The 24,651-nt window shown below is 39.7% G+C and carries 22 protein-coding genes and 1 riboswitch; of the genes, 3 read left to right on the top strand and 19 right to left on the bottom strand.

Features of this window, described 5'->3' with window-relative positions; translation table 11 throughout:
• Window positions 1-34: 34 nt before the first annotated feature.
• The 3 genes from AC1M9B_RS02230 to AC1M9B_RS02220 all read right to left on the bottom strand — a co-directional run bounded on the left by AC1M9B_RS02230 (window position 35) and on the right by AC1M9B_RS02220 (window position 1,946).
• Window positions 35-160 carry a hypothetical protein gene (locus AC1M9B_RS02230; protein WP_257219874.1) on the bottom strand — a complete coding sequence of 42 codons (126 nt, stop codon included), beginning with the start codon at window positions 158-160 and terminating at the stop codon, window positions 35-37.
• Window positions 161-414: 254 nt separating this feature from the next.
• Window positions 415-1,047, bottom strand: coding sequence for an NAD(P)H-dependent oxidoreductase (locus AC1M9B_RS02225; protein ID WP_481608440.1), 633 nt, complete (start codon window positions 1,045-1,047; stop codon window positions 415-417).
• A 41-nt stretch (window positions 1,048-1,088) separates the two neighbouring features.
• A complete protein-coding gene (locus tag AC1M9B_RS02220) occupies window positions 1,089-1,946 on the bottom strand; it encodes an SDR family oxidoreductase (protein ID WP_481608439.1) in 858 nt (285 codons plus the stop codon).
• Window positions 1,947-2,074: 128 nt separating this feature from the next.
• On the opposite strand from AC1M9B_RS02220, the gene AC1M9B_RS02215 reads away from it, so the two are divergent.
• Window positions 2,075-2,446 (top strand): winged helix-turn-helix transcriptional regulator, encoded by a 372-nt coding sequence (locus AC1M9B_RS02215; protein WP_481608438.1) that lies wholly within the window; start codon window positions 2,075-2,077, stop codon window positions 2,444-2,446.
• Window positions 2,447-2,511: 65 nt separating this feature from the next.
• Window positions 2,512-4,410 (top strand): AAA family ATPase, encoded by a 1,899-nt coding sequence (locus AC1M9B_RS02210; protein ID WP_481608437.1) that lies wholly within the window; start codon window positions 2,512-2,514, stop codon window positions 4,408-4,410.
• A gap of 72 nt (window positions 4,411-4,482) precedes the next feature.
• Here AC1M9B_RS02210 and uca read toward each other — a convergent pair whose 3' ends face one another.
• The 9 genes from uca to AC1M9B_RS02165 all read right to left on the bottom strand — a co-directional run bounded on the left by uca (window position 4,483) and on the right by AC1M9B_RS02165 (window position 15,379).
• A complete protein-coding gene (uca, locus tag AC1M9B_RS02205; protein WP_481608436.1) occupies window positions 4,483-8,103 on the bottom strand; it encodes an urea carboxylase in 3,621 nt (1,206 codons plus the stop codon).
• 2 nt (window positions 8,104-8,105) lie between these two features.
• Window positions 8,106-8,759: an urea amidolyase associated protein UAAP2 gene (locus AC1M9B_RS02200; RefSeq protein ID WP_481589889.1), complete on the bottom strand. Its 654-nt coding sequence runs from the start codon at window positions 8,757-8,759 to the stop codon at window positions 8,106-8,108.
• 15 nt (window positions 8,760-8,774) lie between these two features.
• Window positions 8,775-9,512, bottom strand: a complete 738-nt coding sequence (locus AC1M9B_RS02195) for an urea amidolyase associated protein UAAP1 (protein ID WP_481608435.1) — start codon at window positions 9,510-9,512, stop codon at window positions 8,775-8,777.
• Between the two features lie 28 nt (window positions 9,513-9,540).
• Window positions 9,541-9,652, bottom strand: a riboswitch (guanidine-I (ykkC/yxkD leader).
• A gap of 232 nt (window positions 9,653-9,884) precedes the next feature.
• Window positions 9,885-10,547, bottom strand: a complete 663-nt coding sequence (locus tag AC1M9B_RS02190; protein WP_481608434.1) for a hypothetical protein — start codon at window positions 10,545-10,547, stop codon at window positions 9,885-9,887.
• Between the two features lie 298 nt (window positions 10,548-10,845).
• Window positions 10,846-11,763, bottom strand: a complete 918-nt coding sequence (locus AC1M9B_RS02185) for a LysR family transcriptional regulator (RefSeq protein ID WP_481608433.1) — start codon at window positions 11,761-11,763, stop codon at window positions 10,846-10,848.
• A 103-nt stretch (window positions 11,764-11,866) separates the two neighbouring features.
• Window positions 11,867-12,667, bottom strand: coding sequence for a sulfite exporter TauE/SafE family protein (locus AC1M9B_RS02180; RefSeq protein WP_481608432.1), 801 nt, complete (start codon window positions 12,665-12,667; stop codon window positions 11,867-11,869).
• Between the two features lie 43 nt (window positions 12,668-12,710).
• Entirely contained in the window at window positions 12,711-13,205 is a 495-nt protein-coding gene (locus tag AC1M9B_RS02175; protein ID WP_481608635.1) for a flavin reductase, read from the bottom strand.
• A gap of 96 nt (window positions 13,206-13,301) precedes the next feature.
• Entirely contained in the window at window positions 13,302-14,345 is a 1,044-nt protein-coding gene (locus AC1M9B_RS02170; protein ID WP_481608431.1) for a methionine synthase, read from the bottom strand.
• Window positions 14,346-14,395: 50 nt separating this feature from the next.
• Complete coding sequence (locus tag AC1M9B_RS02165; protein ID WP_481608430.1) at window positions 14,396-15,379, bottom strand: putative oxygenase MesX; 984 nt, start codon at window positions 15,377-15,379, stop codon at window positions 14,396-14,398.
• A 336-nt stretch (window positions 15,380-15,715) separates the two neighbouring features.
• Between AC1M9B_RS02165 and AC1M9B_RS02160 the strand changes: the two genes are divergently transcribed.
• Window positions 15,716-16,384, top strand: a complete 669-nt coding sequence (locus AC1M9B_RS02160) for an epoxyqueuosine reductase QueH (RefSeq protein WP_092766431.1) — start codon at window positions 15,716-15,718, stop codon at window positions 16,382-16,384.
• Between the two features lie 54 nt (window positions 16,385-16,438).
• On the opposite strand, the gene AC1M9B_RS02155 is transcribed toward AC1M9B_RS02160, so the two are convergent.
• From AC1M9B_RS02155 to AC1M9B_RS02125, 7 genes are all read right to left on the bottom strand, one after another.
• Entirely contained in the window at window positions 16,439-16,942 is a 504-nt protein-coding gene (locus AC1M9B_RS02155; RefSeq protein WP_481589882.1) for a GNAT family N-acetyltransferase, read from the bottom strand.
• 1 nt (window position 16,943) lies between these two features.
• Window positions 16,944-17,708, bottom strand: a complete 765-nt coding sequence (locus tag AC1M9B_RS02150; RefSeq protein WP_481608429.1) for an ABC transporter ATP-binding protein — start codon at window positions 17,706-17,708, stop codon at window positions 16,944-16,946.
• Entirely contained in the window at window positions 17,705-18,721 is a 1,017-nt protein-coding gene (locus AC1M9B_RS02145) for a FecCD family ABC transporter permease (protein WP_481608428.1), read from the bottom strand. Before AC1M9B_RS02145 ends, AC1M9B_RS02150 begins: the two co-directional genes overlap by 4 nt.
• Entirely contained in the window at window positions 18,718-19,734 is a 1,017-nt protein-coding gene (locus AC1M9B_RS02140; protein ID WP_481608427.1) for an ABC transporter substrate-binding protein, read from the bottom strand. The genes AC1M9B_RS02145 and AC1M9B_RS02140 overlap by 4 nt, the downstream gene beginning before the upstream one ends.
• Window positions 19,734-21,827 (bottom strand): TonB-dependent receptor, encoded by a 2,094-nt coding sequence (locus tag AC1M9B_RS02135; protein ID WP_481608426.1) that lies wholly within the window; start codon window positions 21,825-21,827, stop codon window positions 19,734-19,736. The genes AC1M9B_RS02140 and AC1M9B_RS02135 overlap by 1 nt, the downstream gene beginning before the upstream one ends.
• A gap of 214 nt (window positions 21,828-22,041) precedes the next feature.
• The gene (locus AC1M9B_RS02130) at window positions 22,042-22,722 is read right to left on the bottom strand and encodes a GntR family transcriptional regulator (RefSeq protein ID WP_481589877.1); all 681 of its coding nucleotides are present in this window, start codon (window positions 22,720-22,722) and stop codon (window positions 22,042-22,044) included.
• A 202-nt stretch (window positions 22,723-22,924) separates the two neighbouring features.
• Window positions 22,925-24,313, bottom strand: a complete 1,389-nt coding sequence (locus AC1M9B_RS02125; protein WP_481591121.1) for a methylenetetrahydrofolate reductase C-terminal domain-containing protein — start codon at window positions 24,311-24,313, stop codon at window positions 22,925-22,927.
• Window positions 24,314-24,651: the final 338 nt, after the last annotated feature.

The following is a 24,651-nucleotide window of genomic DNA, read 5'->3' as shown; positions in this document are numbered from 1 at the left end:
AGGTAAAGTGATGCTGATCCGCGCCAGCTTCTGTTTAGGCACGTTTGAGCTCCTTAGGTTTTTGAGATTGTTGTAGGTGTAAACCCGCACGGACACTCATCAGTTCAATGAAGAATTGAAGGATGGGATGCTTCGATTGTTTGGATTGATTTGTCGTCATCTGCAGCACCTCTAGGTATTACAAAAAAAAGAATTGGTAATACTTAGTAAATGCAGAAAACGTGCCAAAACTTTTCTTGAGATATATAAAAGAGAGCTAGAAAAAAAGTCGTCGGAAAGATTCAAAAATGTGCATGAATCAAAATTGTGCACTTGATTTGTTCAATGTTCAGAAATGCAAAAAGACCGCCTTTCTGGAGATAGACGGTCAAGTCGAATGGTTATTATTTTGTCTTCTTGTTCTAATGAAATACTTTACTGGATATCAGTGACGAACTCCTCACGCGGAATACGGAATTTCTTCAATCCAATTAACCAATCTTTTTCAGGATTACGGCGACCTAGTGCCAATAGCACCACAGACTTTAAGCCTTTTTCTTTTAAACCTAATAATTCATCCAGACCGTCTTTATCAAAACCTTCCATTGGCGTTGCATCTACACCTAACTCAGCTGCTGCCGCAATTGCCATACCAAAACCAATATGAGCTTGTTTTGCAGTATGGTGGTATTGCTGCTCTTCAGTAAACGTCGAGAACAGGTTCTTTAAGTTTTGCACCACATCCATGGTCGTATCTAAAGGTAAATGACGCTCACGATTCATTGCGTTATAGCGTTCATCGATACGCTCGTCTGGAATCGTATCCCAAACCGTAAATACCAAAAGATGCGATGACTGGGTAATTTGTGGTTGATTCAATGCAACTGGTGAAATTTTCTCCTTAAGTTCTTGGTTGCTGATCGAGATAATATGGAACGGTTGTAAGCCCGCTGAGGTCGGTGCTAAACGCGCAGCTTCAAGAATTTGATCGACTAATTCTTGCGGTAGTTTTTCACCAGTCATTTGTTTGGTTGCATAACGCCACTGTAAAGCTTCTAATAATTTCATGTATTTACCTATAATGTTTAAATGTGAATATTTTTAATTCTTTAAGCGTATAAACTCGCCAACATTGATTTGAGTGATTGGCTTGGACGACCTAAAAGTTGTTCTAAATCTTGGCTTTGAACTTCATACTGTTGATGTTTAATATCTACAACTGTGCCATGTGTGAGATAGATCAGAAATTCGGGCAAACCGATTCTTTTTAAGAACTGCTGATAGGCTTCTTCAGTAAGATCGTGATATTCAACTGGTATTGTTTTGAGTTGACTCAGCTCATCAGCAATATTTTGATAGCTATAAGTTTGGCTGCCGACTAACTCATAGACCTTATTCTCATGATCATTTTGAATTAAGGCATTTGCTATTGCTTCTCCTAACTCTGCTCTTAACACATAAGGTACTTTCCCCGCACCTCCACAGAGCTGGATGCCTGTATCGATAACTCCTTCACCGATAATTTGTGGAATCGCTTCTGCATACATGGTGTTGCGTAGGAGTGTATATTTCAGTCCGCTTGCTTTGAGGTAATCTTCAGTTTGAAAATGACTGATCATCAAATCCTTCACTGCTGAATTTTCAATATTTTGAATGGATAAACCTGTGTAATACACATGTTGAACACCTGCTTCACGCGCAGTATCAATGACATTCTTATGTTGTTCAAAGCGATTCATTTCCATCGTTGAAATGAGAAGTAACTTGTCGATACCCTGAAAGGCTTTGATCAAACTTTCAGGTTGATTGAAATCTCCTTCACGCACTTCAATATGTTCGTTGACATAAGGTTTGGCTTTTTCTAAGTTTCTCGCCAATACAGCAAATTCATTGTTTTGTAGCTGTTGCTTTAATTGTTGCACTACACTTCGCCCTAAATGGCCAGTAGCACCAGTAACTAAAATCATTCAATAACCTTGGATTATTTTTGCAATGATGTAATTTATAGGCGAGTTAAAAAACGAGATCACTATACTGTTGTATAGTGAATTTAGGATTTCATTTGACTAAATTTTATGACGAGATGGGAGGATAGATGGCTGATTTTATGAAAGTGAATGCTGAAACATTAAGCGAAGATGACCAATGTAATTTGATGTTTATTGTAGCGCTTAAAAATGCCATGAACGTCATTAATGGCAAATGGAAACTTGCGATTGTTGCAACCATGATTAAACAGCCACGCCGTTTTAATGAGATTGAACGTCTGCTGCAAGGCATTACACCAAGAATGATTTCTAAAGAGCTCAAAGAACTTGAATTGAACAATGTTGTTGAAAAAATTGAGTCTGTTGATGAAATTACGGGTAAAACGACCTCAATGTATGATCTGACGCCATCAGGTCGTAAGCTTGAAAAATTGATGGTGCAAATGGCGGTTTGGGGACAAGAGCATAGAGAAGCGTGATAGCCTAATTTTCTTTTAAAAGCATAGTATTACTGATAAATTAGCCTCTATATTTAGGGGGCTATATGACAGAAAAACTATATTATTGGGCGGAAAATTTTGAGAATTACACATCAGACAATGATAGAGAAACTGGCTATGATGAAGTTATAGAAATCAAACGACTTAACTTCTTTATTGGTAAAAATAATGCAGGTAAAAGCAGATTTTTACGTGAATTATATAAAACACCTCAAGGCCAGCAAATTTATACTTCTCTTCAATTTAGAAACTTACAGGGTTTCAAAAAAAAGCTTATTCAAAGTAAAAAATATGGTCAAGCAGACACTTACTATATGCATTTTTTGAATGCTGTAAATGAAATTAAGCCCTCGAATATCGGTTCTGCAAAATCCAACTTTTCTAACGCACTTAATTACTTATCAAAATTCGGTCAATTGTCTGGTCTTCTTTCAAATAATAATACACCCCAAGCTGAAGCTTATTTTAGTAAAGAAATTGAGCAAAATTTAAATCCTATTTTTACTAATACCAAATTTTACATCCCTATTCTACGAGGAATGCGCCCAGTAACAGATTTGGACGAAAAATATCCTTATATCGAACGTGCTCAAAAAGACTATTTCAAGTATCAGAATAAATTTAATAAGGAGAACATAATTACTGGGGAGCGCTTATATTATGAGCTTAAAGTCCACTTATTAGGTGAGCCTAAGCAACGTGAGCTGATACAAGCCTATCAAGAAAAATTAAGCCAATATTTTTTCGATAATGAACCTGTAACCTTAATTCCTAAATTTGGTAAAGACGAACTAGGAAGTGAAATTGATGTTGTACATATTAAAATTGGGAAAGATGCTCAACGCCCTATATTTGAATTAGGTGATGGTTTACAACAAGCCATTATTTTGACTTATGAGGCATATATAAAAAGTAAAGATAAAGATGGAAATTTTGAAACTCATGCGTTTTTTATTGAAGAACCTGAACTCCACATGCATGCAGGTATGGTTCGTCAATTGATGAATTTCTACTTAAACGAAACACCACATTATTATTTCTTTACCACACATTCAAATCACTTACTTGATATGGCTGACGAATCTGACCAAGTCATGATTCAAAAATTTGTTAAACAACCTAAAAAAGATAGTTCAGGTGAATTTGAGTTTAAAATTTACCGCTGTGACCGAGATCGTGACTTACTTGCTTCTCTCGGTGTACGCCCTTCTTCGGTTTATTTGGCAAACTGTACAATTTGGGTCGAAGGGATTACAGATCGGCTCTATATCACTAAATATATGGAAAAATATTTATCAGAATTAGAAACATCTAATGAAGCTCTTTATAAAAAGTACCGCCGTTTTATGCCAAACTATCACTATACATTTGTGGAATATGCAGGAAGTAATTTAACTCATTGGTCTTTTGATGATAATTATGTAGATCACTTAGAGGATAAAGGATTAAGTGCTAAAGCAGTTGCCAGTGATATGCTTTTAATTGCAGATGGGGATATCCAAGGTAAAGCTGACCATGTGCAGAAATTAACTGAAGAATTAACCAAAGAAAATTTTTTCAAATTTAGCTGTAAAGAAATTGAGAACACTTTACCTAAAGAAGCTATCATCCGTGTTGCAAATGCTCGTTTTTCTCGTATGCATAGCAAAACGACTCGAGGTTTTACAATTGAAAAACTTAAAGAGTTAACTGATGAAAATTATTTCGATAGTATTGAGTGGGGAATTGGAAAACTTCTCGATAATCAAATTCGCAATTCTAGAACATTAGGTTCTAGAACTGTTTTTGCTGATGGTGAAGGTGTTGGGACAATAAATAACAAACCTGCTTTCTGTCGTGAAATCATCAAATATTTTGATGAAAATCCAAATTGGGAACTAACAGACAAAGCTAAAGATTTGTGTGAACGTATTTTTAAGCATATTGAAAAGTGTAATTCTTAAATCTTCCCTAACCCCTCTTTATGAAAGAGGGGAAATTCCCTCCTTTTTCAAAGGAGGGTCAGGGAGGATTATTTAAGCCACTGGCGCTAACGTAAATAGCACCTGCCCTGTTTTCACAGTTTGCCCTTTTTCAATGCTAATCGCTTCAACCTTCATACGTTCAGGCGCAATAATTGGAATCTCAATCTTCATCGCTTCAATCACGGCAAGCGTAGCGCCTTCTTCCACAATATCCCCTGACTGACATTCAATTTTCCAAATTGAACCCGGCATATGTGATTCCACCGCACAGCCCCCTTCAGGCACTTCCACGCCTTCACTATCATCCACAGTATCAAGGCTTTCAGACACGTATTCTGCAAGTCCTGCCTCATGCCAACGACGACGTTCTGCATCAAAGTTGGCTTGTTGCACAGACTTAAATGCCGAAATGGACTCTTGGTTTTCAGTTAAGAAGTCGTTGTACTCTTTTAAGTTTAATACGCCTTCTTCAATACGCAGTTTTAAGCGACCAGCTTTAAAGTCCTCACGCATCTGCATAAGTTCTTCTTCAGACACTTCATAGAATTTAATTTGGTCAAAGAAGCGTAATAACCACGGTTTACCTTGCTCAAAGTCAGCATTTTTACGGTAGCGTGACCACATTTGTGTAGTACGACCGACAAATTGATAGCCCCCCGGACCTTCCATGCCATAGATACACATGTAAGCACCACCAATACCCACAGCATTTTCAGGTGTCCATGTCCGTGCAGGGTTATATTTGGTGGTGACTAAACGCTGACGCGGATCAAGTGGCGTTGCGACAGGTGCACCGAGATACACATCGCCCAAGCCCATAACCAAATAACTTGCGTCATACACCACGTCTTTCACGGCTTGCTTGTCTTTTAAGCCATTAATACGACGGATAAATTCGATATTGTCCGGACACCATGGTGCATCAGGTCGCACAGTTTGCATATAGCGTTCGGTTGCCAATTGGGTTTGTGAGTCTTCCCAAGCGAGTGGTAAATACACCGTACGTGATGGCACTTGCATTTGCGTCACATCAGGCAGTTCAGCTTCAGCCACTTGCAATAAACGTAGCAAATCAATTTGATCGATTTTTAATGAGTCAAAATGAATTTGTAGCGAACGAATACCCGGGGTCAGGTCGATAATGCCGGCAATATTTTGCTTTTGTACCCATTGCATAAGCGCATGAATACGGAAACGTAAGTTTAGATCAAGCACCAACTCGCCATATTCCACCAACATGTAGTTGTTGCCGGCAGGACGATACACCACATCAGGTGCACCGTTTTCACCTTTTAAGGTATCGAGTACGGCATTTTTCAGAGTCGAAAGTTCAGGATAGAACGATTCATCAAATGCGACGGCTTGTATGTCTGACGCTTCTAGTTGTGCATGATATTTTTCATTCAAAAGTTTGGCTTGGTGATAGCTCACAGGCACAAATTTCACTTTGTCACCAGCTTTCAATTGACCCAATTTCCACAGCTCAGAATTAATTACCACCGCAGGACAGACGAAACCACCGAGACTTGGACCATCTGGACCGAGAATAATTGGCATATCACCGGTGAAGTCGATGGCACCAATGGCATAGGCGTTGTCATGAATGTTGGATGGATGCAGACCTGCTTCACCACCGTCGATACGTGCCCATTCAGGCTTTGGACCAATTAAACGGATACCGGTCCGGCTTGAATTAAAGTGAATCTCAAAAGTATTGGCAAAGAAGGTATCAATATCATTTTTAGTAAAGAAATCAGGTGCACCATGTGGGCCATACATCACTGCAATTTCCCATTCATGGCTAAATGAAGGCACTTGTTCAGGTGCGAGAGCTTTAATTTCATCGCTTGTGAATGCTGTAATTGGGAGCATATCGCCAATCAGTAAGTTACGCCCGGCATGACCACCAAACTGACCCAAGGTAAAAGTCGCTTGTGAGCCGAGATATTCAGGCACATTCAGACCACCTTTGATGCCGATATAAGTACGGCAACCTGTCGCGATTTTGCCACATTTTAAAATCTGACCTTTACGCACATTGACGGTTTGCCACATCGGAACTTGAGCACCATCTAGTGTTGATGGCATATCACCACCGGCAAGCACGATTTGGCTATCACAATGGAATTTTAGAGTTGGACCTTGTAACGTACATTCAAGCCCTGCGGTGTTATAGGCGTTGCCAAGTAATTGGTTTGCAACATTCAGTGATAATGGATCTATCGCACCTGAGGGTGGCACACCGACATCCCAATAGCCCAAACGCCCTGTGACATCTTGCACGGCGGTTTGAATGCCGGCTTGTAGCACTTCAATCTTTTGAGTTTTCCACTCAAAGGTATTGAGGAAACGTGTAGTTTGTGTACCCGCTTTAAATACCTCACAGTCGATGATGTTTTGTAGATATTCAAGATTGGTTTCAATCCCTGCAACTGAGGTTTTCGCCAAAGTATCGGTCATGGCTTGAATGGCAGCTTCACGATCGTCTGCGGTGACAATGATTTTAGCGATCATTGGATCATAGAATGACGATACGTTTGAGCCTGTTTCTACCCATGTTTCATTACGGGCATTAGCATCAAACTCAACATGTGTCAGTAAACCGGCACTGGGTTGGAAGTTTTTAATTGGATCTTCAGCGTATAAACGCACTTGAATCGAATGACCTTTGGATTCGAGTTTTTCAGTTGGCGCAGTCCAGTCACCGCTGGCCAATGTCACCATCCATTCGACCAAGTCCACACCAAAGACTTGCTCAGTCACGCCATGTTCGACTTGTAGACGGGTATTCACTTCCAAGAAATAGAATTCTTGGGTGTCGGTATCCATCACGAATTCAACCGTACCGGCAGAACGGTAGTTGACCGATTGCATCAGTTGAATGGCAACATTTTGGATGTAGGCACGTTGTTCATCATTAATATGCGGTGCAGGCGTTTCCTCAATTACTTTTTGGTTACGACGCTGTACTGAACAATCACGCTCACCGAGTGCGATCACCTGACCTTGACCATCGCCAAAAATTTGCACTTCGATATGACGGGCATTTTGCACAAATTTCTCTAAGTACAAACCGGCATCTTTAAAGTTGGCTTGGGCTAAATAAGACACGGTTGCATAAGCATCTTTCAGTTCAGCTTCATTCCAGACCAAGCGCATGCCGATCCCACCGCCACCGGCCGTACTTTTCAGCATCACAGGATAACCAATACGATTCGCTTCCGTTAAGGCTTCAGCTTCATCTGCAAGTAATTGACTACCCGGTAATAATGGCACATTGGCTTGAATCGCAAGCTCACGCGCCGTGTGTTTCAGACCAAAGGCACGCATCTGCGCAGAATTTGGTCCAATAAAAGCAATACCCTGTGATTCACATAGGTCGCAGAATTCAGCATTTTCAGACAAGAAGCCATAACCCGGATGAATGGCTTGTGCTCCGGTTTGTTTAGCAACCTCTAAGATTTTTTCAACGTTTAAGTAGCTTTGGCTGGCTGGTGCTTCACCGATATACACCGCTTCATCCGCTAAAGTCACATGCAGTGAATCACGATCGGCCTCTGAATAGACTGCAACTGATTGGATACCGAGTTTTTTAAGGGTACGAATGACACGACACGCAATTGCACCACGGTTGGCGATCAAAACTTTATTCAATCCATATTTTTTAGTCATGGTTATGCGTCCTCGCCTTCACGGATGATCAATTGAATTTTGGTTGGGTTATAGGCATTACAAGGATTATTCAGTTGTGGGCAGTTGGAGATCAGCACGATTAAATCCATTTCCGCTTTAATTTCCACATATTTACCCGGTGCAGAAATACCATCATCAAACTTTAGATGCCCCTCAGAGGTCACGGGCACATTCATAAAAAAGTTAATATTTGGACCGATGTGACGCACGTTTAAGCCGTGTTTTTTGGCAATTGGATGCTGAGACAGCGCAATCATGAAATTGTTACGGCAACTGTGCATTGGATATTTGTCATGTGCATAACGAACGGTGTTACTTTCACATGAACAAGCACCGCCTAAGGTGTCATGGCGACCGCAGTTATCATCATGAATGATGGCAATTTTGTTGCCAAAGTTGGTGTATAAAGCTGTACCTTTTTCTAAATAGATTTGTTGATTAATCGCTAAGGTATCAGTTGCGCTATAACGCTCTTCAGGGTTTGAAGCCGAGATAAACAGCGTATCCACCGCTTGGTTGCCTTCTAAATCCACAATACGGAAATATTGCCCTTTTTTGACTTCGCACATCCATGCTTCACCAGCAGGACATACTTCGCTTAAAACTGATTTTTCTAATTTTACGAGTGCAGTCATGTTGTATCCCCCTAATTAAGCACTGAGTGCGTAGTAACGATTGTTGTTTTGAAATGCACGCTGATTTTGCGGACATGAATCACGACATACATCGCTGTCGCTTAAAGGAAGTGCTTTGTATAAAGACAATTTAACATCGGCAGGTGCATATTCCCCACTGTTGTCTAAAGCATGCGGTGCGGATGATAAGAACACCAAGCAATCCATTTCAAAGCGGAGTTCGATCACTTGATTCGTATTGTCAGATGCCACATAGCTGAGATTGCCATGGTCATCCGGTTGCACTTTAGAAAACAGATTTAACGTACTGCTGAGGTCTGTTGCAGATAAACCAAACTTGGTCATTTCAAGCAGTAAAGAATCTTTACCGTTACGGTACATGTCGTTGCGTGCATCTTGAAACGTTTTTGAACCAAATTGTTGTTCAATTTGCTGTGCATTGCATGGTGCACAAAATGCATCATTCCAACCGTGGTCATCTTTGACAATGGAAATCATCGCGCGACCAAGGTCCGATGCAAGGATATGCCCAGTGCTTAAAAATGCCGTATGTTGCCCTTTTAAGCTGTCTGGCATGTTATACCGTTCGAGCTTGTCTTCGCTATTAACGCAGTACAGTGCCACATTGGCATTTTTACCTAAGGCTTTGAGTTGTAATACTGCGCCACGCTGAATGCGTGCTGACCAGTGGTGTCCACCCGGTAAACGTTCTGTCCAAAGGACTTGATCTTCGTGATAGTTTATTGTGCTCATATGCATCCATCCCAATCTTTTACGGTTTACCTCCCGGGCTTTTATCCCTCCGTGTAGCTTGAGCTTGCAACTTAAGCCGTGAACTCTCGGTCGCAGACCTACATGAAACTTCATGTATCGGAACCCTAGATCACTTTATGATTGAATAGATAGATGCAAAGGCTGTGCCAAAGTAATACTCTTTTGTGTTTTAGTATTACTGTCGCTTGATATATAACATTTCTCTTAGAGCTGATTGTATTGAACAGAACTTAATTCAAGTAAACCTGTTGAATCAGTCGGAGTAAAGAATACTCGGTAAGCACCGAAATTAACCTGCGTGCAATTTTCTTGTGCAAAGAAAAAAGCTAACACATGATTCTATTTTGTTTGTTATGAGCGGTTATTTTCTGATTGCTTAAGTAGGTTTAGACTCTGGTTGATATCACGCACAGTGATTAACTTAAAAATCATAACTAAGCTTCCAAGTGCTACGAACAAAAGAAATACAAGTAAAATGATTAAAGTCATCCCTGTGTTTAATGCGCTATCTGAGGTATAACGAGCTAAAAACCAAGTAAAATTTGAAAATATAAAAAAAGCTAAAGAACCGGTGACGGTATATAAGGCACCATACGCTAACCCTTTAAAGACTAATTCCCGATCTGAATAAATACATTGGATTTCTCCATTTTCAACTTTAAAAAACTTCCATGTAGTGCGAAGGGACTTCACTAAGTAAAAATAGTAATCTGCATATTTGCGTATAAGTATATCGGTTAAAAATGAAGGAATCTCGACACCGCCATTGAGTTGATCACTGGCAATTTTCTTCAAAAAAGGATCTATTGTTTTATTCGGGCTTACAGAGATAAATTCTCGAATGTAAAAAGATGCAGCCTCATATAAATTTTTATTTTCATTAAAACTTTTCAGACTCACAAAATACGTTTTTCGACCGTAAAAGACAGCGACGATACCTATAAGCGTCGTACAGATAATCGAAAATAAGCTGAGATAGTCTGAAACTGAAAAAGAAGGTATGAGTTGTATCATGGATATAATCTTAAATTTATAATGTATTGAGTTTTATAATTAAAAAACCACTTAGATAAATGACCAAAATAGTGGACAATGGACTGAGATCAAATCGTTTACTTTCTACAAACAGATGATGAGTCCTATGTCTCGATGTCAGACATCAATCTTAGTTAAAAAGTATAATCAAAAGCAAAAAATTCGTCTTCATACAAATAATAGCGACTATCTAATTTTCATCTTAACTTTGCTCATTATCAATATGAAGATTCATTCGAAGCTCAATCTTCACTTTATTCAGAATGATTAAACTTTCTTACATGTAATAAAGTTTTCTTGATTCTGAAAATTTAGCTAATTTTTTTATAAATGAATCGAAATAATCTTTTTCCTTATCTTCAGTTCGAAAACCTGCATATAAAGTACGCCTTAACCCCTCTGGTGCAACGCAATCTAGGCGACGTGAAGTGACCCACCCTTTGGTTTCATATTCGTTTACCACCCAATCTGGTAAAGCTGCGATTCCACGCCCACTTGCGACTAACTGAATCAGCATCTGGGTCAGATCTGTAGTTCGAATATTTTTTGGAAGAATATTTGCAGGAATGAACAACTTCGACATGATATCTAAACGATGTTTGTCTACTGGAAATGTAATCAGCGTTTCTTCAGCTAAATCTTGAACAGTAATGTTTTTTACACGTACCAAAGGATGTGTTGTAGATAAAACAAGTCGTGATTCATATTCAAATACTGGGAAATATTCAACTCCTTTTAATGCAATTGGGTCTGCAGTAATCAACAAATCAAATTCGCCATTTTGTAGCAATTCATGAGGATTTGCTTCAAACCCTGATGCAAAATCTAAATCAACATCAGGATATTGGTTTCGATACTGATTTAATATCGGCATGAGCCAATCAAAACAACTATGGCATTCTGAAGAAAATGTAATTCTACCAGTTTGCCCATGGATAATACGCGTGATATCGCTTTGAGCAATCTGAACTTGCGGTAAAATTTCATCCGCTAACTGCAACAGTCTTAAGCCAACATTAGAAAAAGTAATTGGTCTCGTCTTGCGGTTGACGACTTCAACCCCCATCCACTGATCAAGCTCACGTAACTGATGAGATACGGCTGAAGGTGTAATGCAGAGATCACTCGCTGCAGCGACTAAAGAGCCATGCTCTCTCAAAGCCAATAGCATTTTCAAATGTTTTAGTTCGATCATATGGGAAAAAACTCAAATCATGATCCCTCTAGGGACATATTAAAATCTTCGCTTTAGCCCACATTAAGTGAGCTATCTAGGCTGATAAGACATTTGGGTGAAATTAAATCAATCCTTTTACAAGGAAGATACTTCCTATGATAACCAACAAGACAGCGAAACATTTCTTTAACATTGCTGGCGATAAGGCATGTGCAGTTTTGGCACCAAATTTTGCTGTTATAAAACTCATCACACTAATGCCAATGAAAGCATAAATATGAACATACCCGATGGTATTCGGCACATTGATCTCAGCAGTCATACCAAAAACCATAAACCCTATAGCACCAGCTAGAGCTATTGGTAATCCACAAGCAGCAGATGTACCGACAGACTTTTGCATCACCACCCCATAACGATTCAGATATGGAACGGTCAGACTACCACCACCTATCCCAAAGAGTGCCGATGCAATCCCAATGACACTACCTGCTGCAACTTGCTGACTTGATGAAGGAAGAGCCATTGTTGAATTAACTGCTTTGTTCGCGCCTGTAAACATAGTATACGCCACCCAAATCAAAAATAAGCCGACCATGATTTGAAGATGTAATCCCGGTAACAAACCAGCAATTCCAGCACCTGCAAAACAGCCGATGGCCATGGGTGGAGCTAAATTTTTAAATACAGGCCATAGCACAGCACCATTTTTATGGTGTGCCATTAATGAGCTAATCGAAGTGACAACGATTGTTGCTAAAGATGTTCCTAGTGCCAGATGCATAATGACATCATGATCATAACCCATTTGGGTAAAGACAATAAAAAGTAGTGGCACAATAATCGTACCACCGCCTACACCAAACAGCCCAGCCGCAAAACCAGCAAATGCACCGATGATTAAAAATGTTATAAGTTCCACAATAGACTAACTTTTAAAAAGATGAAGGGATTAAGGGGTTGAGTTAAGCGTGTTCCAACTGACCCACTTGATGATAAGCACGGTTAAAGTACACCAAACTTTCTTCTTGATTACTTTGCTTTACTGCAGTCACACGGCATAAAAAAATACTATGTGTACCGACTTGTTGAATATTCTCAATCTCGCAATCAAAACTGACTAAAGCATCTTCTAAAATCGGCGACCCAGTTTTTAAATCAATCCAATCACCTAGTCTGAAGCGATCTTCTGAGCTGAGCTTGCTTGAAGCAAAAGCATTCGAAAGCTGTTCATGCTGAGTACTCAGTACGTTTACAGCTAAGATTTTATTTTCAACAAAATGTGCATGTGAACGAGAGGACTGATTCATACAGACTAATAGTGTTGGCGGAGTATCTGTGACACTACATACCGCAGATGCAGTAAAGCCATGCATCCCTGCTTCGCCTGAGGTTGTAATCACATTTACCGCAGTTGTAAGTAAAGACATTGCATTTCTAAAGTCTGTTGCTTCAATCATCTCTTTCATCTCAAATATACATATGACGTGTCGTACATTAGACAGAACAAATGATCTTGCGACGATTTGCCCTGATTAATGCAAGACTACGTTTGATTAAGCTTCTAGCTCTTTACGGACAATGGCAGCTCCAGCACTTAAAGCCTCAAGCTTGCCACGTGCCACTTGACGAGAGAGCGGCGTCATACCACAGTTCGTTGATGGATAAAGCTTATCCGCGTCCACAAATTGCAAAGCTTTACGCAGGGTATTCGCGACTTCTTCTGCGGTTTCAACTTGATTAGTTGCCACATCAATTGCACCGACCATGACTTTCTTACCACGAATCAATTCAATCAAATCCATTGGCACACGTGAGTTTTGGCATTCAAGCGAAATAATATCGAGCTTAGATTGTTGTAGCTTCGGAAATGACTCTTCGTATTGGCGCCATTCATTACCCAAAGTTTGTTTCCAATCGGTATTGGCTTTAATCCCGTAACCGTAGCAAATATGAACCGCAGTTTCACATTTTAAACCTTCAAGTGCACGCTCTAAGGTTGGTACCCCCCAATCATTTACTTCATCGAAGAATACATTAAACGCCGGTTCATCGAATTGGATAATATCCACGCCTACTGCTTCGAGCTCTAAAGCTTCTTGGTTTAAAATTTTGGCAAATTCCCAAGCCAATTTTTCACGGCTCTTGTAGTGACCATCAAATAAAGTATCAATCATGGTCATTGGACCAGGCAACGCCCATTTAATTGGCTGATTGGTTTGGCTACGCAAGAATTTCGCATCTTCTACAAATACCGATTGTTTACGAGAAACTTCGCCCACAACAGAAGGTACACTTGCATCATAACGATTACGAATACGCATGGTTTCACGCTTTTCGAAATCCACACCTTCAAGATGCTCAATAAATGTAGTGACGAAGTGCTGACGGGTTTGTTCACCATCACTCACGATATCAATACCAGCAGTGACTTGCTCATGTAATGATAATTTCAATGCATCACGTTTTGCCTCAAGAAGCTCTTCCCCTTCGAGTTTCCATGCAGACCATAGTTTTTCAGGCTCAGCTAACCAAGATGGTTTCGGTAAACTACCCGCAGTTGAAGTTGGGAGTAATAATTTCGGTGGTGTAAGTGCCATGTCTAATCTTCTTTCTCTAAATTCGTGAATCTGTATATCAATTGGATGTTTTAAGCAGCTGTTTCGACTTCGAAATTTTCAGCCCATTCATTTAAAATGTCTTGATAAGGCTTAATGAAATTTTCTTCTGTCCATTTACCTTGTTTGACTGCTAACTCAGCACGTTCTACACGGTCATACACCACACGTGTAAGTGAATAATCGCCATAGCTTAAACTTGGTTGATACACCACACCTGCAGGAGAATTGGTGTTGTAGATTTCAGGTCGATAGATGCGTTGGAAACTTTCCATGGTCGCAATCGCACTGATCAATTCAAAATCAGTGTAGTCTCGGACTAAATCGCCAGCAAAATAGAATGCGAGTGGTGCGTTACCACCTTCAGGTTTGAAATAACGTACACGTAAGCCCATTTTGGCAAAATATTCATCGGTACGTGAATATTCATCATTTTTGTATTCCACACCCAAAATAGGATGTACGTTGGTGGTACGGTAATAGGTTTTAGAGGTTGAAACACTTAAGCAAATTACTGGTTCTTTATTGAATTCTGCTTTAAATACTGCTGAATTCACCAAATGTTTATACAATTTGCCATGTAGATCACCAAAATCTTCAGGTTTTTCACCCACGCGACAACCCAACTGAGGCAATACCACACTGAAGTCATAATCACGCACATAAGATGAGAAGCTATTGCCAATCATACCTTCAATACGTTCACCTGTTTGGTGGTCAATCACCACACTTTTCAGTGTTTCAATAAATGGGAAAGTTTGTCCATTGCCTTCGATATCAATTTCTGCAGAAATGATGTCGATCTCAAGTGAATAGCGATCACCTTTAGGATTATCGACAGTCGCCAAGTTATTAAAACGGTTGTTGATCATCGCAAGTGTACGGCGCAGATTTTCCTGACGACTTTCACCACGAGCCAAATTAGCAAAGTTTGTAGTCAAACGTGTACTTTCTGCTGGCGTATAGTTTTCATCAAAACGGATACGTTTAATTGAACACTCAAATGCTGTACTCATGGAGATTGCCACCTAAAATTTTATAAAAAGCTAAATTTCTGAATGGCTGTATTTAAACGTGAATAATAAAGTGAGTAAAACGATATAAATTCAGCTTAAGATGAGAATCCCTCATGTTAAAGCATATTCGCTATTTCAAAGCGATTTAGAATAGATGAGCTAACTTATCCATGCAGTTAATGAGTAGATCACTGGTATACGGATGCGATTCCGTTCACTCAAATGGTGCTCAAGTGAATTTATCTCAACCTAACCTTAGAAAATATCAGCTTATTAGAGGTTTAATTATCAACTCAATCTTTAAAATATAGGGTTTAAATTTAAACCTATATAACCATGTCAAACAAACTTGAACGTCAAAAACTGTCTCTCCCAGCAGGTCACGACAAACTTCTACTTCATTCCTGCTGTGCACCATGCTCGGGTGAAGTGATGGAAACCCTGATTGAATCAGGCATCAACTTTTCGATCTTTTTTTATAACCCCAATATTCACCCTGTCAAAGAATATGAAATTCGTAAAGAAGAAAATATTCGCTTTGCCGAAAAACATAACATTCCTTTTATCGACTGTGATTACGATACAGACAATTGGTTTGCACGCGCCAAAGGTATGGAAAATGAACCTGAAAAAGGCATTCGTTGTACTATGTGTTTTGACATGCGTTTTGAACGTACAGCTTTATATGCAGCTGAAAATGGCTTCAGTCTAATAAGTAGTTCGCTTGGTATTTCCCGTTGGAAAGATATGAAGCAAATCAACGACTGTGGTCATCGTTCAGCTTCACATTATGAAGGGATAACTTATTGGGATTACAACTGGCGTAAGAATGGTGGTGCTGTGCGTATGCTCGAAATCAGCAAAAAAGAGGAGTTTTACCAACAGGAATATTGTGGTTGCGTCTATTCCTTACGTGATACTAATCGTTGGCGTATGAGCCAAGGGCGTGATCGCATCAAAATAGGTGTGAAATTCTATTCAAATGCTCTGGATGATCTAGACTGATTACTTCAGTATTTAGCTATAATCTATATAAATAATTAAGCTTATGGCTAAATTTCAAAATCGATGATCAGATTTTATAGTTCTTAACATATGAATGGTATTGTAAGTTTTTAACCACTCACGTTTAATCACGTCGAAACCTTGTAAACGCCAAAATTGCTCCGCTGCAGGTAAAAATGGATGTGTATGCAAATACAAGGTTTCTATGCCGTGTTGCTCGGCATGTGTAAATAATAACTGACACAGTTGCGTGGCAATGCCTTGTCGACGATATTCAGGCAGTACAAAAAGTTTGACCACCTCAACAGCACCTTCAGCAATATCCAAATCAAAACGTCCGTCATAGGCACGGTAAGCAATCGTTGCAATAATTTTGGCTTGATTTTTGACCACGATAAAACAGCCTAAAGGACTGTCCACATAGTACTGCTCAAACTGGGCAATATCTTTTGGAATACAAGCACCATACAGTTCTGGAAATAAAAGCTGCCGTGAATATAAAGCAAATTGAATGACAGATTGATCGGCGGATTGCAGTGTTTCATAGGTTAAATTCATTTTACAACCAAGAATGATCAGGGATAACAATGGTTTTATCTTGAATCATAGCTTCATGAAACTCGACATCGTAGACGCTTTTTAAAAATTTCGGATCGGTGAGACGCGCTTTTGAATCAGGACGAATCACTTCATGTTCACGCATAAAGAACAAATGATCGGCAAATAAAAATGCCAAATTCGGGTCATGCATAATAGCGATCACAGTAAAATTCTGTCGCGACAATTGACGTAGTTTTTTCATCAAATAAGATTGATAATAAACATCCAAATGATTAGTCGGCTCATCTAATAAAATCACTTTTGGTGCTTGTACCAAAATACGGGCAATCATCACCAATTGACGTTCCCCCCCTGACAGCTCGGTATAAGGACGCTCTTTTAAATGTTCGATATCGAGATCCATTAAAGCCTGATCAACCATGTCCCAATCTTGCTTGGATGGTCGAAATCGACTGAATGCAGCCCGACCTGTAATCACCACGTCTTTAACTAAAAATGGGAAAACCGTTTTATGGAACTGCGGTAAAAACCCAAGTAGCGCGGCCCTTTCCTTGCCTTTTATATGTTCTAAAGCCCGACCCGCATAAAGTACTTGCCCATCTGTGGTCTGTTCTAAACCTGCCATCAGCTTAAATAAGGTGGATTTGCCACAACCATTGCGACCTAAAATCACCGAGAACTGATGCGCTGAGAATTCAAGCTGAATATTTTTTAACACGTGTTTATGCCCATAGGCATAGTTCAACTGTTCAATATGAATCATGCCCAAGCCGTCCTTTGTGTTTTGATCAATAATAAAAAAAATGGCGCACCGAGGAGCATGGTGAAAATGCCGATTGGAATTTCAAAGCTCAGTATAACTCGTGAAAAATTATCAATCAGCAGTAAAAAACTACCGCCTAGAATCATGTTGGCAGGAATACTGTAGCGGTGGTCAGGGCCGACCAGCATGCGCACAATATGCGGCATAAATAGTCCGTATAGACTAATGATGCCTGCAGCAGCCACTGAAGTAGAGGTGCATAGCGTCACCAATACAATCAGTATGAGTTGCTCCCACTTCGGATTCACCCCCACAGCTTGTGCTTCATCAGCTCCCAATGCCATCAGATTCAAGCGCCAACGCATGGCGTATAAGCCCATTAAAGCCACCGTAATCGGCACAATCGCATATTGGACTTTCTGCCACGATGCCTGATGTAAATTCCCCATGGTCCACTGCACGATCGCTTGTAATTTAAAAGGATCACTTAAATATTGAATAATGGTCAGTCCTGCTAAAAACAGACCTGAAACAATCATGCCGGATAAAATCACCATCACCAATGAAGTTTGGCTTTCATGCTTTTGCTGGGCAAACACATAGGTTAATGCCACTGCACATACGCCAAAAATAAACGCCGATAAATTGGGCGATAACCAACTCAAAGATAATGCTAAAGCCGCACCAAAGGCGGCACCTGAAGAAATCCCGAGTACGTATGAATCTACTAAGGGATTGCGGAATAAAGCTTGTAAACCATTGCCGGCTGTTGCCAAAGCCGCCCCGACCATAAAGGTTAATAAGATGCGTGGTAGGCGAATATTGAAGACAATATTTTGCATCAAGCTAAATTGTTGCGCATCAAAATACGCTGTACCAAATATCCACTGGATAAACCATAGTGCATAATCCCCTGCGTTTAATGTTTGACTGGGGCCGAGCAACAGCGACACAAAAATCAGCAGAATCGGCAATGGATAAAACCAAGTGTATTTCCATGAGGTATGGCTCATGACATCAACTCCTTGGCAATTTTCTGACCATAGAGCTTCTGTAAAATCTTGAGTTGCAAAGCTTCAACTGCTAAGTCTGAGGTGTCAGGATAAATGTGATGATGTAGATAAATCGCAGTCACAATAATTTTGATGGTATGTGGGTTATAGATAAATGCAGGGCTGAGATTAAATACTTTCTGCTGTTGTACTGCTTTTAGACCTTGCAATTCTTTACGCTGATAAATCAGTTTGGGGTCGGTATTCCACAGCACAATATTGTCAGGATTCCACTCAATCAGTGTTTCAGGATTGACATTCGGTTGACTGGTCTCCGTTTTAACCACGTTGTAAGCCCCTGCCAATTCAATAAAATCATTGGTAATCGATTTGCGTCCTGAAGTTGAATAAATTCGCCCACCTGACCATGCGTAATATATTGATTGCTTATATTTTTGCTTTGAGGTTGTGAATGCCACTTCAGCCAGAAGCGCATCTGAAAATTCGAGAATTTCTTTAGCCCGTTGCTCAGCACCTGTAAGCTGTGCAATTTCATACAGCTCTTCTTTCACCTGATCGTAAGTGCCTGATTCCATCACATAGACCGCAATACCAAACTGTCTAAGCAATTGAATGGTTTGTGTTTGTCCACTGACTAAAATGACCAAATCCGGCTTTAACAGCATTAAGCTTTCAATATTAGTGGCATTTGAACCTTGCGAAGGTGTGGTAAGTTCTTTATTTGCAATACGCGGATCCATTTTTGAGTAGGCATCAAATAACAAAGGCTGTAAATACACCTCAGCAGGAATCCCCACGACCTTTGCACCCTGCCTTAACATATATAGCCCGTCTAAACCTGATTCAAACAAGGACACAATGCGCTGTGCTGGCTGAGCTAGGCAGACTTCGGTCTCTGAGCTATCAACCACACAGTGCGATGTTGGGCTTTGTATTTTTGCTGATATCGGTTGCTCTGTTGCCGTACAACCCAACAGTACACAGCTCAGTAAAAGGACAATAAATCTTTGCATTAGTATTGCCACTGTACCGATAACGCTGCTTTGATCGGCTCACCGGGTTGAATCCATACATGGCTATAACTGGATAGATAATATTCCTCGTTTAACAGATTATGAATATTCAGTTGATAGCGTAAATTTGGATTTGCTTGGTAATAAGCCCCAAGGTTCAATACGGTATAGGCAGGTAAGCTGAAACCATTAGCCGTATTGGTTGGGCTGTCTCCACTCCGTTGCCCGACATAATTGAGGTTGAAATTTAGACCTGCTGCATGTTGCGTATTTTGCCAAAGGTCATAACTTGCCATGACATGTGCACTATGTTTGGGTACGTTGCTCAGTGCTGAGCCTGCAGGCAACACATCATCTTTGCTGACTTTGGCGTCCATATAGGCGTAGCCTGCTGACACCAGCATCTGGTCATTGATACGATGGTTGAAGTCAATTTCAAGTCCCTTGCTTTTCACTTCACCGACTGCAGCTTCAAAGTTTGGGTCAATCGCATCCGTCATCAGAACATTTTTTTTGCCCATATCAAACAAGGCGATGCTAAGCATACTGTGATCTTGCCATTGGTATTTCGCGCCGATTTCATAGCTTTTCGCTGTTTCAGGTGCAAACGTCTCCCCTGTACGACCCATGCCATTATTCATGGAAAATGCTTCACCATAATTGCTATATACAGACAGTGCTGGTATAGGACGGTAATTAAGGCCTATGCGTGGGCTAAACTTTTGTGCTGTACTCTGATCCTTGAACTGCGTGCGATGGTTGATGAAGCGCTGTTCGACACGATCGAATCGACCTCCGAATAACACATTCCATTGGTCATTAAAAAAGACCTGATCTTGTACATTCACAGCCATGTACTGCTGACGTTCATCGGAATCGGTATGTAAAGGTAGTTCAGAGCTAAATTGCCCATAAGTGGGATTGTAAATGTTGATCCAATTTGGCTGAGCAGCCGAGTGATTAAGACGCAATTGACGTTGCATAAAGTCCAAACGCCCTGTTTCTGCACCGAGTACCCATTCATGCTGAACATGACCGAGTTGCAGTTGACCAAGTAATTCACTTTGGAGCAGCATATCCTCGGTCTGATAATCACGATGACGACGCTGACGCTCTAATGTTTCAAGGTCGGCCTGTAATTTGCGTGGTTCTGTTGAATAGCCGACCATTTGCGCATCTTTATAACTGATCGCAGCATTCATCTGCCATGCGTCATTGAGCTGATGCTTTAATCGTACTTGATAGAGATTGTCTTTGACGCGCATATCACCATCAGAAGGCTCACCCGTAAAGGTCTTTGGATCCATCAATAACTGGTTGTTGACAGCCGTGATACCACGGTCAAATGTGCCTAGATGCTGGGTAAATTCAGTATCTAAATCCACTTGGGTATTTTCAGATAATTTCCATGAGAATTGTGGCGCGACAAATAAACGTTGGCTACTGACATGATCACGGAAAGACTGGTTATCTTCCATTGCAGCGGCTATTCGATACGCCAACGCATCGCTGATTGGCGCGGTCTGTTCAAGACTTAAACGATATTCATCTTGTGTTGTCCCACGAAGATTAAGCGTTGTTTCAGACGTCCATTTTGGTTTTTTTGTGGTGACATTCAATGCCCCACCGACCTCACCACGTCCATACAGTGCGGCACTGGGACCTTTTAAAAAATCCAGTGATTCAATATTGACCATATCTTTAGGTGCAGAAATGCCACGATTGACACTCAGCCCATTACGAATGGCATCCACCCCCATATTGGGATTGCCTTGGAATCCTCGGAATGAATAGTTATCCCAAAAGCCCCCACCATAATTATTTTGATGCAATACCCCACTCACGATGCTGAGGGCTTGATCCATGCGCTGAATATCTTGCTGCTGGATAACGTCTTGCGACAAATGGCTTTTATTAAACGGGATATCCAATAGATCATGCTGAAATTTGGTAAGTGCTTGAGCGTGCTGTGTAGATTCTGAGGCTAAAGCTGTGCTGAGATAAATCGTATCTAGGGTTTTGACCTGATCTGTTGCAAACACCCCTTGATTGATGCCAGTTAAACCTATTAATAAAGTTACACGAGATCTCAAAAAAACTATCCTCATTTATACGCACAATATTGATGCGTTTACAAATATTGAATTCAAATTGGTGCACTATTCATTAAATCTATGCACTAAAACTAAGCAAATGTTGTTCTGGCATCGCTGGATTAGTTTTGTGTACATTCTTGTATACAAGATATGAATTAGAGGCAAAAAAAATGCCAATTTTTTAAAATTGGCATTTTTTTAATAATTTATCCTAAACAGTCGAAAATATTTTAAGAGTAATTTTCTTCACGTCCTCAATACTATGTAAGACATGATGTTCTGCTAAATGGATCGCCCCATCAGCATCACGAGCTAAAATACATCTAAGTATTGCAGCATGATCTTGATAAGCATGCTGGATATCGAATTCACGCATGGCGCCTAGACTGAGCACAATTCGGATTTTTTCACTGATTTCATGATGAATCTTGGCGATTTGACGATTTCCTGCAGCTCTAACCAAGGCACAATGAAAATCTTCACTTTGCAGCACCAATGCTTTGGTGTTCTGGTTATAGTCCTGTTCGTCTACAAGCCATAATCGCTTTAAATTCTGTAATTCTTCAGATTGCTCATGATCCATTACGCATAAACGTTTAACAGCCTCTTTTTCCAAGATCATACGTAAATCAAAGAGCTCCTGATAAAAGGTAAAATCTAAAGGCTTAATTTCCCAACCACTGCGGAAATGCACATTCACATAGCCTTCCTGTTCAAGACGATACAGTGCTTGCCGTGTTGGGGTACGGCTGACCTCATACTTTTCAGAAAGGTCCGTTTCAGTAAAACGTTGTCCAGGTTTGAGCTTAAAGCTAAAAATATCATCCTTTATTTGTTGATAAATCACATTAGCTAAATTGCCAGTGCCTGACTTAATGGGCGTTATGCTCATCCTTAATTCTCGTTTTACATCTATGTAATAAATAAATTATAGAGTCATCATGAGAATTTAAGAATCAGTAAATGTTGATATATAGGAAAATAGATTAAATTTTGGCTTGAAGATTTATACGATAATTTAAGCCCCTATATAACGTTAATTAATAATTGCATTTCAATACTATAAATCAACTCATACAAGAAATTGAACACACTTAAACTTTTCCCAAAAACCAATTTTTCCAAGAACTGGTTCCACGAACTTCAACGGGTACGGTTGCAATCAGGGTATCTTTTAAAACGTCAGTTTGTCCTACAGCTTTGGCTAATCGGGCTTTTACAGAGTGAATGCATTCACGATCTCCAAACTCACATCGATCAAATGTGGTGCCACCGCAAGGGCCATTTGCAAGTCCTTTAGGACATGTTTCAGGGCAAATATATAAAGTATCAGCCAATCTACATTGACCACAATTTTCGCAGCCCACAACCATATGTTTTGACTTAAATTCGCTTTTTAACAAAGTTTTTGATGCTAGCTCGTTATTCCAAAAGGACGCTTTAAAAATAAACCTACCTACACCTTTAGAGATTTTGGACTCAAAAAGGGCTTTATGCATGACATGCAAATGATGATATTTAATCAGCTGACCTAATGTCGGTTGACGTGCATCATGAGTTAATTCTGGAACAAACTCATTTCCAGTCTGAATCTGCCAAAGAGATTTCCAGCGTGCTTCTAGTTCCTCTAAATCATCATGTTGATATTGCTCAATATAATTTTGCAGAACCTTCTGTTCTTCTGAATTTTCGCATGCTGAAAGATGAACACCATTAAAACCTAAAAGCTTACACATCAATATTTGTATGGCACACCGCTTATACGCATTTTCAGCCAATCCATTCTGTTTTTCCTCAGCCAACACTCTCAACATATAAGGTGTAATCACAATACCAGTGACTTTATTTTTGACTATAAAATTGGCCCGTGCCAAGCTCAGTGGCATAACGCAAGCCAGTATTTTTTGTTTGTAATGGTAATGATTTAGAAAAGACTTTATCTCTTTTAAGGCATCCATGTCATACCCTAATTGAGTAATAATAAAATCTGCGCCGGCACTAACTTTTTTATGTAATTTTAAATATTGAGCATAATGCTCAGCCTCAGTATATTTAAAGGGATTAAATGCTACACCTATGTTAAATCCACCATAATTCTTTGCGGACATCACAGCATTAATCGATTCTAGATATCGAGTACGTTCAAATTGATCATCCCCATAACTATGCTCTTTAAGCTTATCACCAGTGATCAAAAGTAAATTTCTAATCTGAGCTGAACTAGCCTGATGAAGAAATAACTCGAAATCCTTAATATCACGACCTTTCCCTGAAAAATGCAAAACTTTATCTATTGATTTTGGATAATCCTGACTTGCTTCAAGGGGTGCCATATCGTGATCCGATTGGACACGATCGGCAATGGCTACAAAGGCTTGAAAGCCCGCTATATTACGTGTTATCTGTTGGCTTTTGGTTGAGGTTAAATACTCTACTAAAATACAGAATTTTTGAAGTTCTAAGTGTTGAAAAAAATTAAGCATGTGTCTTTATTGACCGAATTTTTTTAGACTGCAATCATTGTCTAAATCCAAATGAATAGATTTCATACACTTATTCAAAGATTTACTAAATTGGGTGTAACCCATATCCAAATTATCTATTAAATTTAAATAGCTTAGGAAAAATAGGCTTTTGAACAAGATTGTAGAACAACCATTAAATTTGATTAAATCAGGATATTCAATCTTTGAACTCTTTATGCCCTAAAGCTCATTATAAATAATTGCTGATTTAAGCTGTTACCATTTACTTACCAAAATTTAAAAAATAAAAAACCACTTACAATTAATGCATGTAAGTGGTCGTTTTATTTGGTCGG

Source organism: Acinetobacter sp. ANC_7513, assembly GCF_056779915.1.
Note: the sequence above shows the minus strand (reverse complement) of the source record. Positions and strands in the feature narration are given on the sequence as shown.

Excerpts from the sequence above, each read along its gene's own strand:
- AC1M9B_RS02230 (WP_257219874.1), bottom strand. The coding sequence starts at position 160 with ATGACGACAAATCAATCCAAACAATCGAAGCATCCCATCCTTCAATTC.
- AC1M9B_RS02225 (WP_481608440.1), bottom strand. The coding sequence starts at position 1,047 with ATGAAATTATTAGAAGCTTTACAGTGGCGTTATGCAACCAAACAAATG.
- AC1M9B_RS02220 (WP_481608439.1), bottom strand. The coding sequence starts at position 1,946 with ATGATTTTAGTTACTGGTGCTACTGGCCATTTAGGGCGAAGTGTAGTG.
- AC1M9B_RS02215 (WP_481608438.1), top strand. The coding sequence starts at position 2,075 with ATGGCTGATTTTATGAAAGTGAATGCTGAAACATTAAGCGAAGATGAC.
- AC1M9B_RS02210 (WP_481608437.1), top strand. The coding sequence starts at position 2,512 with ATGACAGAAAAACTATATTATTGGGCGGAAAATTTTGAGAATTACACA.
- uca (WP_481608436.1), bottom strand. The coding sequence starts at position 8,103 with ATGACTAAAAAATATGGATTGAATAAAGTTTTGATCGCCAACCGTGGT.
- AC1M9B_RS02200 (WP_481589889.1), bottom strand. The coding sequence starts at position 8,759 with ATGACTGCACTCGTAAAATTAGAAAAATCAGTTTTAAGCGAAGTATGT.
- AC1M9B_RS02195 (WP_481608435.1), bottom strand. The coding sequence starts at position 9,512 with ATGAGCACAATAAACTATCACGAAGATCAAGTCCTTTGGACAGAACGT.
- AC1M9B_RS02190 (WP_481608434.1), bottom strand. The coding sequence starts at position 10,547 with ATGATACAACTCATACCTTCTTTTTCAGTTTCAGACTATCTCAGCTTA.
- AC1M9B_RS02185 (WP_481608433.1), bottom strand. The coding sequence starts at position 11,763 with ATGATCGAACTAAAACATTTGAAAATGCTATTGGCTTTGAGAGAGCAT.
- AC1M9B_RS02175 (WP_481608635.1), bottom strand. The coding sequence starts at position 13,205 with ATGATTGAAGCAACAGACTTTAGAAATGCAATGTCTTTACTTACAACT.
- AC1M9B_RS02170 (WP_481608431.1), bottom strand. The coding sequence starts at position 14,345 with ATGGCACTTACACCACCGAAATTATTACTCCCAACTTCAACTGCGGGT.
- AC1M9B_RS02165 (WP_481608430.1), bottom strand. The coding sequence starts at position 15,379 with ATGAGTACAGCATTTGAGTGTTCAATTAAACGTATCCGTTTTGATGAA.
- AC1M9B_RS02160 (WP_092766431.1), top strand. The coding sequence starts at position 15,716 with ATGTCAAACAAACTTGAACGTCAAAAACTGTCTCTCCCAGCAGGTCAC.
- AC1M9B_RS02155 (WP_481589882.1), bottom strand. The coding sequence starts at position 16,942 with ATGAATTTAACCTATGAAACACTGCAATCCGCCGATCAATCTGTCATT.
- AC1M9B_RS02150 (WP_481608429.1), bottom strand. The coding sequence starts at position 17,708 with ATGATTCATATTGAACAGTTGAACTATGCCTATGGGCATAAACACGTG.
- AC1M9B_RS02145 (WP_481608428.1), bottom strand. The coding sequence starts at position 18,721 with ATGAGCCATACCTCATGGAAATACACTTGGTTTTATCCATTGCCGATT.
- AC1M9B_RS02140 (WP_481608427.1), bottom strand. The coding sequence starts at position 19,734 with ATGCAAAGATTTATTGTCCTTTTACTGAGCTGTGTACTGTTGGGTTGT.
- AC1M9B_RS02130 (WP_481589877.1), bottom strand. The coding sequence starts at position 22,722 with ATGAGCATAACGCCCATTAAGTCAGGCACTGGCAATTTAGCTAATGTG.
- AC1M9B_RS02125 (WP_481591121.1), bottom strand. The coding sequence starts at position 24,313 with ATGCTTAATTTTTTTCAACACTTAGAACTTCAAAAATTCTGTATTTTA.